Source organism: Actinomycetota bacterium (genome assembly GCA_030776725.1).
Classification (GTDB): Bacteria; Actinomycetota; Nitriliruptoria; order Nitriliruptorales; family JAHWKO01; genus JAHWKW01.
In genome coordinates this window covers 1-8,246 of the sequence record JALYHG010000161.1, presented here as the reverse complement: position 1 = coordinate 8,246, position 8,246 = coordinate 1, and the positions used below count along the sequence as shown (strand labels likewise).

9 protein-coding genes are annotated in these 8,246 nt (G+C 71.3%); 8 read left to right on the top strand and 1 reads right to left on the bottom strand.

Annotated features, from left to right (window positions below; genetic code table 11):
- From M3N57_07605 to M3N57_07575, 7 genes are all read left to right on the top strand, one after another.
- The coding region (locus tag M3N57_07605) for a DEAD/DEAH box helicase (GenBank protein ID MDP9022549.1) at positions 1-627 on the top strand (627 nt) is incomplete at its 5' end.
- An 80-nt stretch (positions 628-707) separates the two neighbouring features.
- Positions 708-947: a MarR family transcriptional regulator gene (locus M3N57_07600; protein ID MDP9022548.1), complete on the top strand. Its 240-nt coding sequence runs from the start codon at positions 708-710 to the stop codon at positions 945-947.
- Between the two features lie 5 nt (positions 948-952).
- Positions 953-1,447, top strand: coding sequence for an SRPBCC family protein (locus tag M3N57_07595; GenBank protein MDP9022547.1), 495 nt, complete (start codon positions 953-955; stop codon positions 1,445-1,447).
- A gap of 75 nt (positions 1,448-1,522) precedes the next feature.
- Positions 1,523-2,560: a hypothetical protein gene (locus M3N57_07590; protein ID MDP9022546.1), complete on the top strand. Its 1,038-nt coding sequence runs from the start codon at positions 1,523-1,525 to the stop codon at positions 2,558-2,560.
- A 93-nt stretch (positions 2,561-2,653) separates the two neighbouring features.
- Complete coding sequence (locus M3N57_07585; protein ID MDP9022545.1) at positions 2,654-3,169, top strand: inorganic diphosphatase; 516 nt, start codon at positions 2,654-2,656, stop codon at positions 3,167-3,169.
- 25 nt (positions 3,170-3,194) lie between these two features.
- Positions 3,195-4,793 (top strand): ATP-binding protein, encoded by a 1,599-nt coding sequence (locus M3N57_07580; protein ID MDP9022544.1) that lies wholly within the window; start codon positions 3,195-3,197, stop codon positions 4,791-4,793.
- Between the two features lie 86 nt (positions 4,794-4,879).
- The gene (locus M3N57_07575; GenBank protein MDP9022543.1) at positions 4,880-7,024 is read left to right on the top strand and encodes a cation:proton antiporter; all 2,145 of its coding nucleotides are present in this window, start codon (positions 4,880-4,882) and stop codon (positions 7,022-7,024) included.
- On the opposite strand, the gene M3N57_07570 is transcribed toward M3N57_07575, so the two are convergent.
- A complete protein-coding gene (locus M3N57_07570) occupies positions 6,964-7,803 on the bottom strand; it encodes a hypothetical protein (protein MDP9022542.1) in 840 nt (279 codons plus the stop codon). The two genes, M3N57_07575 and M3N57_07570, sit on opposite strands and share 61 nt — an antisense overlap.
- Before the next feature lie 24 nt (positions 7,804-7,827).
- On the opposite strand from M3N57_07570, the gene M3N57_07565 reads away from it, so the two are divergent.
- Positions 7,828-8,246 (top strand): response regulator transcription factor (locus M3N57_07565; GenBank protein MDP9022541.1); only part of this gene is annotated, 419 nt, incomplete at its 3' end.

The following is an 8,246-nucleotide window of genomic DNA, read 5'->3' as shown; positions in this document are numbered from 1 at the left end:
CTGGTGGATCGGTCGCCGCTGGACGCGACCGAGGTGGCGCACGCCCGCGCCGGGCAGTTGCTGGAACGCCACGGGGTCGTGACCCGTGAGGCGGTGTTGGCCGAGCGGGTACCGGGTGGGTTCGCCGGCGTCTACGAGGTCTTCAAGGTCATGGAGGCCGCCGGCCAGGTGCGTCGCGGGTACTTCGTCGCGGGTCTGGGGGCGGCACAGTTCGCGCTCCCGGGGGCGGTCGACCGTCTCCGCGACGCGCGGCCGCCAGCGCGACCCGACGCCCCGCCCGAGGTGGCGGTGCTGGCCGCGACCGACCCCGCGCAGCCGTACGGGGCGGCGCTGGCGTGGCCACCCACCGCGGGTCGTCCCCAGCGCCAGGCCAGCGCGTACGTCGTCCTCGTCGATGGCCACGCCGCCGTCTACCTCGAGCGTGGAGCCCGCAGCCTCGCCACTTTCCCCGCTGCCGCGGGAGCCGCCTGGGTGGACGGCCTCGTGCAACTCGTCAAGGACGGTCGCGTGCGCCGCATCGAGCTGCAGCGGGTGGACGGCGCCCCGCCAGCAGGATCGCAGTGGCGCGACGCGCTCCTGGCAGCGGGGTTCGTCGACACCCACCGGGGACTGGCCTTGCATCCTTAAAAGGCTGCGATGTCGCCCGGTCGGACGCCCCAGGTTCCTCAGCGTTGCTCTACGGTCGGCAGCGGCCGACCGGAGTTGACATGCAGATCAGCCGCCACGAGCTCGACGTCCTGGAGGCGTTGCGGGACACCGAGGGCCGTGACGACTCCCGATCCGATCAGGTACGCCACATCTCGCAGACCCTGGACATCGACGAGGGCACCGCCCGCCAGACCGTCGACCGGTTGGTCGACTCCGGTCACGTCCGAGCGCCCGACGGCCGACCGTACGCGCTCGCCGAGGCCGGGCAGGAGGCGCTGGCCGCGGGGCCGGAGTCCTAGACCCGGTGGGGCGCTTCGAGGTCGAGGGAGCCTGGCGCGTCACCGCGTCTCCGCAGGAGGTGTGGGACGTCGTCAGCGACGTCGAACGCTGGCGCGAGTGGTGGCCGGCGATCCGGGAGGCCGAGGAGATCGAGTCGGGCGGCGTCGACGGGACGGGGCGCCGGGTCCGCCTGGGCTTCGACAGCCCGATCCCCGGCAGAGGGCTGCACCTCGATGTGGAGGTGACCGACGCTGAACCGCCCCGCCGGTTGGCGGTGGCGTCCGCCCGCGGCGGGTTGGAGGGGACCGGCGAGCTGACCATCACCGTCGAAGCGGACGGGATCACCCGCGTCGACTACCGCTGGGACATGCGCACCCGCGCGTGGCTGTGGGCCCTGGACCCGGTGTTGCGCAACGCGACGAGCGCTGCCGGGCACGACACGATGCGGGACGCGGGCGACCGGCTCGCAGAGCTGGCCGGCGGGGAACCACTCCCCCACGATGTCACCCCGAGTAGCTGAAGGCCACGTGACGTCGCGAACGTCCGGCGACGTGCGGCGGCCACCGACGCAGACCGCCCACGGCCGGGCGACCACGTGAGTGCGGTCCTGGGTGTCCTGGGTGTGGCACTGCTGCTGCTGGCGTTCGGCGACGCCATCGCCACGGCGGTGCGGGTGGGTCGCCGCGGCGGTCCGGTCACACGGCTGGTCGCAGGTCTGCTCTGGCGTGTGCTGAGCCGGGTTCGTCGCCCGTCGGCGGGACACGTGCCCTTGTACGTGCCTGGCCTGGTCGTGACCCTGGGCATCCTCGTCTTCTGGTTGACGGCGGTCGTGGCCGGGTGGTTCCTGATCTTCTCGTCCAGCGCCGGTGCCTTGCTGGTGGAGGCAACCGGGCGACCTGCCGGCGGCTGGGACCGCCTCAACTTCGCCGCCGCATCGGTGTTCGGCAGAGCCATGGACCTGCGACCGTCGAACGCTGCCTGGGACGCGTGTGCGTGGGCGGCGTCGGCGTCGGGCCTGATCCTGTTGTCGCTGGCGATCGCGTACCTGATCCCGATCACGGCGGCGGTGTCGGAGAAGCGCCAGCTCGCCCGCGTGATCTCCGCGTTGGGGCGAACGCCGGCCGACATCGTGGCCAAGGGTTGGCGTGACGGGGACTTCCCGCAGCTGGAGGACTGGCTGATGTCGCTGACCCCCATGCTCGCTCGCCTGGCCGAGCACCACCTCGCGTACCCGATGCTGCACTTCTTCCACACCGCCGACCGTGACGCTGCCCTCGGACCGTCGGTGGCGGTCCTCAACGACGCACTGCTGCTGCTCGACCTTGGGACCGACGACCGGGTCCGTCCCTCACGCCTGGCGATCGACACGCCGCGCGCGGCCATCGACGCTCTGTTGTCCACGATGCCGCAGGCGTACGTCACCACCGCTGTCGAGGCGCCCCCGGAGCCCGACCTCGACGAGCTCGAGCTGCACGACATCCCGCACGAGTCCCGTTCGGTGATCCAGGCCGGCTTCGCGTCCGCCGCGGATCAGCGTCGCCGCATCCTGTCGCTCGTCCACCACGAAGGATGGACGTGGGCGGCCACCACCACGGGGAGCCCCGATCGTGAGGGCGACACGGAGGCGCGGTAGCCGCCGGTCCCGACGTCGCCGGGCGGTGACTCCCGGCCGTTCGGGTCCCTCGCCGCCCGCGCGGTCCCCCGTCGACACGTACGTTCGGTGGCGATGCCGGTCGACCTCGAGAACCTGCCCATCGGAGCCAACGCTCCGGAGGTCGTCAACGTGGTCGTCGAGGTCCCCGTCGGGAGCCGGAACAAGTACGAGTACCGTGCTGACTTACAGGTGATGGTGCGCGACCGGGTGCTCCCCGGTGCCGTGCGCTACCCGGCCGACTACGGGTTCGTCCCGTCCACCGAGGCGAGCGATGGCGAGCCGGTCGACATCATCCTCGCGGCGTACGATCCGGCCTTCCCCGGCTGCGTACTACAGGCGTATCCCATCGGGGTGCTGGACATGCGCGACGCGTCCGGCGAGGATCGCAACGTCCTGGCCGTCCCCGCGGACGACCCACGTTTCGCTGACATCCGCCGCCACACCGATCTCCCGCGGCAGAACCTGCAGGAGATCCGGGATTTCTTCGAGGTTTACAAGCGCCTGGAGGGCGATCTCGATGTGGAGATCCGTGGGTGGCTCGATCGGGAGGACGCGCAGGACTTGATCCGGGCTGCAGCACGCGACTGAGGCCGATGGCCGCCGATCGTCGTCGATGACGACGTCCGTCACCGGTTCGGATCGGCCGGACCCGGCGGCGGGCGACCGCCGCTTGCTCGCCGCGGCCCAGTTCGCGACGGTCGCGATCGGGACCGTGTACACGTTGGTCGTCCTGCTCGAGCCACGCAGTCGCGTCCGGCTCCACGGCCCAGACCTGCGCATCCTCATCGAGGTCGGGGGCTTCTGCCTGGTGCTGTTCGCGGCGCTGATGCTGGCGATCCCCGATGACGACGACATCGTGCCGGCCCGCAACGCGTTCATCTCGGCGCTCGCGGTCATCGCCGTCACCAACGCGGTCTTCGCTGTCAGCGCCTCGATCGGGGCGCGGCGGCTGGTCGTCGACGAGGGGATCGCCTTCTACCCGTGGGTCGCGGCGCGGTACGTGTCGGGGACGGTGTTCGTGCTGGCCGGACTCGGCCGCCCCCGTTGGTCGCTGCGGCGTTACCTGTGGGCGGCGCTCGCGTCGCTGGTCGTGCTCGACGTCACGCTCGTCGCGGTCCAAGACCACCTGCCCGCGGTGGTGCGGCTGGTCGGCGCCGACGGGCTGCCGGAGCTCGTCGTGGTCGATCCGCTCGCCCACGCGGTCATCCAACTGATCCCTGCAACGCTATTCGCGTTCGGGGCGTGGCTGGCCGGGCTCACGTACGTCCGTAGCGGCGCGCCGGTGTTCTCGCTGCTGTCGCTGGCGTTGCTCGTCCAGAGCTTCACGCAGATCCACGAGGTCCTGCATCCGGCGTTCCTCGGGCCGATCCTGACCTCGGCGGACGTCTTCCGCGCGACGGCCTTCGTCCTCCTCGCCGTCGGTGCGCTCCTCCAGCTGCGGCGACTGACCTTGGAACGCTCGCGCACCGTGCGCGCTCAGCAGGCGGACCTGCGCGCCCAGGACGTGCTCGCCCGGGAGCTCAACACCCTCCTCGAGCAGGAGCAGGACTTCCGCGCGATCGTCTCGCACGAGCTGGCGACGCCGATCGCGACGATCCGCGCGTTCATCCACGTCGTGGCCTCGGCGACGGACCCGACCGCCACCGACCGCGTCCGCCAGGCCGTCGCCGGGATCCGGTCGGAGACGCGCCGACTGTCCGAGCTCGTGTCCCGCATCGACGAGCTCCGCGACCTCGAGCTCAGTGAGTTCCGCTGCGACCGACGCCCCGTGCGCGCCCTGGGGTTGCTGGAGGAGGCGACCGCGTTCGTGAAGGGGCTGCCGGGCAGCCACCCAACGACCCTGCGGTGCGCGGACGTCCTCGTCGCCGCCGATCCCGTCCGGCTGGGCCAGGCGATCCGCAACGTCCTGGCCAACGCGGCAGGGTACGCGCCGCCGAACACGCCGATCCACATCGACGGGCAGGTCGCCGACGGCGGGCTGTTCCGGATCGCGGTCACCGACGAAGGTCCGGGAGTGCCCGTCGAGCAGCGCGAGGCGGTTCTGCGGCGCTACGCGCGCGGCAACAACGTTCGCGGCAAGTCCGGCGCCGGGCTCGGGCTGTACGTCGCCTCCCGCATCGTCGCGGCCCACGACGGCCGCATCCGCCTGGAGGACGCGGACGCGCCGGGGGGCGGCGGCACCCGGGTCGTCATCGAGGTGCCGCTGTCGTGAACCGCCTACCCGCTATCGGGTAGCCGGTCCTACGTGGCCTGGTGTACGTCCCGCTCGCGACCTGCGCGCATCCTCGACACGTGACCATGCTGACGCCCCTGCAGGAGCACTCGCTGCTCCTGTTCTGGCTGCAGCTGCTGGCGCTGTTCCTCGCTGCCCGGGGTCTGGGGCTGCTCGCGCAGCGGATCGGGCAGCCGGCCGTCGTCGGTGAGCTCACCGCGGGGCTCGTGCTGGGACCGTCGCTGTTCGGGCGGCTCTTCCCCGCCGGGGCGCTGTGGCTCTTCCCCGGCGACGACTTCCACAGCGGCGTGATCCTCTCGGTCGCGTGGCTGGGCGTGATCCTGCTGCTGATCGAGACCGGGATCGAGACCGACCTCGGCCTGCTGCGCCGGATCGGCCGATCAACCGCGATGGTGCCGGTCGGCAGCCTGCTCCTGCCGCTGGCACTGGGGATCGGCATGGGCTTCGTGATGCCCGAGATGTTCCTGAGCCAGAGCGGGGGTCGGACGATCTTCGCGCTGTTCATGGGGGTGTGCCTGGCGGTCTCCTCGCTCCCGGTGGTCGCCAAGATCCTGATCGAGATGAACCTGATGCGACGCAACGTCGGGCAGGTCATCCTGGTCGCGGCGATGTTCGATGACATCGTCGGATGGGTGATGCTGAGCGCGCTCGCCGGCGCGGCGAGGGAGGGTCATCTCGAGCCGACCAAGCTGGTCCTCACGGTCGCCGCGATCGGCGCGTTCCTGGCGTTCGCGTTCACCGGCGGGCAGCGGGTCACGAACGCGCTGCTGCGGCGGGCACTGCGGCGTGGCGACGGACCGACCCTGCCGATCACCGCGCTGCTGGCCGTGGTGCTCGCGTTCGCGGCGCTGACGCAGGCGATCGGCATCGAGGCGGTGTTCGGCGCTTTCGTCGCCGGCATCGTGATCGGCCGGTCACGGTTCTTCCGCCGGGAGTTCGAGAAGATCATCCACGTGGTCGGGTACGGCTTCCTCGCCCCGATCTTCTTCGCGACCGCCGGCATGTACGTCGACGTCTGGCAGCTCACGAGCCCCACCGCACTGTTGTGGACGGTGATCGTGATCGGGGTGGCCAGCTTCTCCAAGCTCGTCGGCTCCTACGTGGGCGCGCGGATGGGGCCGCTCAACCACCGCGAGTCGATCGCGGCCGGCGTCGGTCTGAACGCACGCGGCGCGCTCGAGGTCATCATCGCCACGATCGCGTTCAGCATCGGTGTGTTCAACCAGCAGACCTACACGATCGTCGTCCTGCTGGCTCTGACCACGTCGATCGCGGCGCCACCGTTCCTGCGCTGGGCGCTGGGGCGGACACAAGCCAGCGGCGAGGAGGCCGAGCGCCTCGAACGCGAGCAGCTGTTGGAATCCAGCGTCATCGCCGACGCCCGCAACGCGCTGGTGCCGACACGCGGCGGGGCGAACTCGTCGCTCGCCGCACGCGTGCTCGACCTGATCCTCAGACCCGAGGGTCACGTCACGGTGATGACGGTGGTGACGTCCGAGGACGACGACGGATCGGCGCGTGAGTGCGCCCGGCCGGCGCTCGACGCGTTCCGGCAGGTGGACGTCGAGTTCCGCAGCGAGCGCCGCGACGACACGGTCGAGGCGGTCCTCGAGGAGGCGCGGCTCGGGTACGACCTGATCGCACTGGGGCTCAACGAGGACTTCCGGGGCTCGCACCAGCTGTCGGACTGGCTCCGGAAGCTGATGGCTCGCAGCCCGTCTCCGCTGATGATCGTTCGCCGGGGCGCGGACCTCCGCCACGACGACGAGGGCTTCGCCGACGTCTCCTTCCGCCGGATCCTCGTGCCGGTCAGCGGCACGAGGGTGGGACGCGCCGCGGAGGAGGTCGCGTACACGCTTGGCTCGCGGCTCCACTGCGACGTCGACGCCATGCACGTCGTCGACCGCAGCGACCGCGAGGAGGAGGAGCCCTCGGCGGTTGATCAGCTGGACCGCGCGCGGGACCTTTCCGGCCGGATGGGCGGTGGGGCGTCGATGCTCGTGCGCGCCGGTCGGACCGTGCACGAGGAGATCGTCGCCGCCGCCAACGAGCAGGAGGCCGACGTCATCGTCCTCGGCTCACAGCTGCGGACACACGACGAGCAACCGTTCCTGGGCCACGGCACGGAGTACGTGCTCGAGCACGCCCCTCAGACCGTCGTTGTCGTGGTCTTCCCCGACACAACCGGGAACGGTGGGCGCACCGGGTGATCGGCGTTGGCTGCTCCCGCCCGGTGCGCCCCTCCCCGCATCAGGATCAGGAGGTCGACGTGAGGAGCCGGTGTCAGCGCTGGCTCGCGGTCGCCGCCGCGGGCCTGCTGCTGCTCGTGGCCAGCTGCGGGCAGCAGCAGCAGAGCCAACAGCAGGACGTCGGCGCGGGCGTCGCCGACATCGTCATGGAAGGCCAGCCGCAAGGCGGCCAGGAGCAGACCCAGAGCGGAAAGGGTGAGCCCCCCGGCGGCCATCAGGGCGGGGGCGTCTTCGAGGGCGGACAGCAGATCGAGATCCGTCGCGGCCAGCAGAGCTTCATCGGCCAGGACGTCATCCTGCGCGGGCAGGTCGCCCAGTTGCTCGTCGGCAACCGCATCTTCTTCATCACCGCGGCCAGTGGCGGCCAGGAGGGTGGTGGTCAGCAGGGTGGTGGTCAGCAGGGTGGAGGTCAGCAGGGTGGCGGTCAGCAGGGTGGCGGTCAGCAGGGTGGCGGCCAGCAAGGTGGCGGTCGGGAAGGTGGCGGTCAGACCAACTGCCTGACCCAGCCGACGCCGCAGTGCCTCCTGGTCGTCCTCGATCCCGCGATCGACGCAGCGAACCTCAACCTCCAGGCCGGCGCGGAGGTCGAGGTCGCCGGGAGCGTGCAGGAGTTCACACCGGAGGCGGTCGCGGGCGTCGTCGGAGGTGACACCGGGGACTTGGACTTGAGCCAGTACCCCGGCGAGGCGTTCCTGGTCGTGCGCATCATCGAGGTGAACGAGCCGCAGAGCCAGCAGCAAGGAGGTCAGGGCGGGTGATGCCCGGTGGCGCCACCACGGGGGGCGCTACGGTTCTTCGAGCGGCGCGGCGGTGACCAGCTCATCACCCAGCCGTCGCCGCACGGCGAGGGACCACGCATGCTGACGGTGCTGCTCGTCGAGGACCACGCGAGCTTCCGGGAGGCCCTCCAGGCGGTGATCGCCATGGAGGACGACCTCGCGGTCGTCGCGCACGTCGACCGCGGCGAACGTGCCGGCGCGCTCGCCGCCGAGCACGTCCCGAACGTCGCCGTCGTCGACCTCGACCTTCCGGGCGCGGACGGGATCGCAGCGATCCGCGACATCCGGCGCGCCAGCCCCGGTACCGCTTGCCTCGTGCTGACGGCACTGAAGGATGACGTCGAGATGGGTCGGGCGGTGGTGGCCGGCGCCGCCGGCGTCCTGCACAAGTCGATCGAGATCGA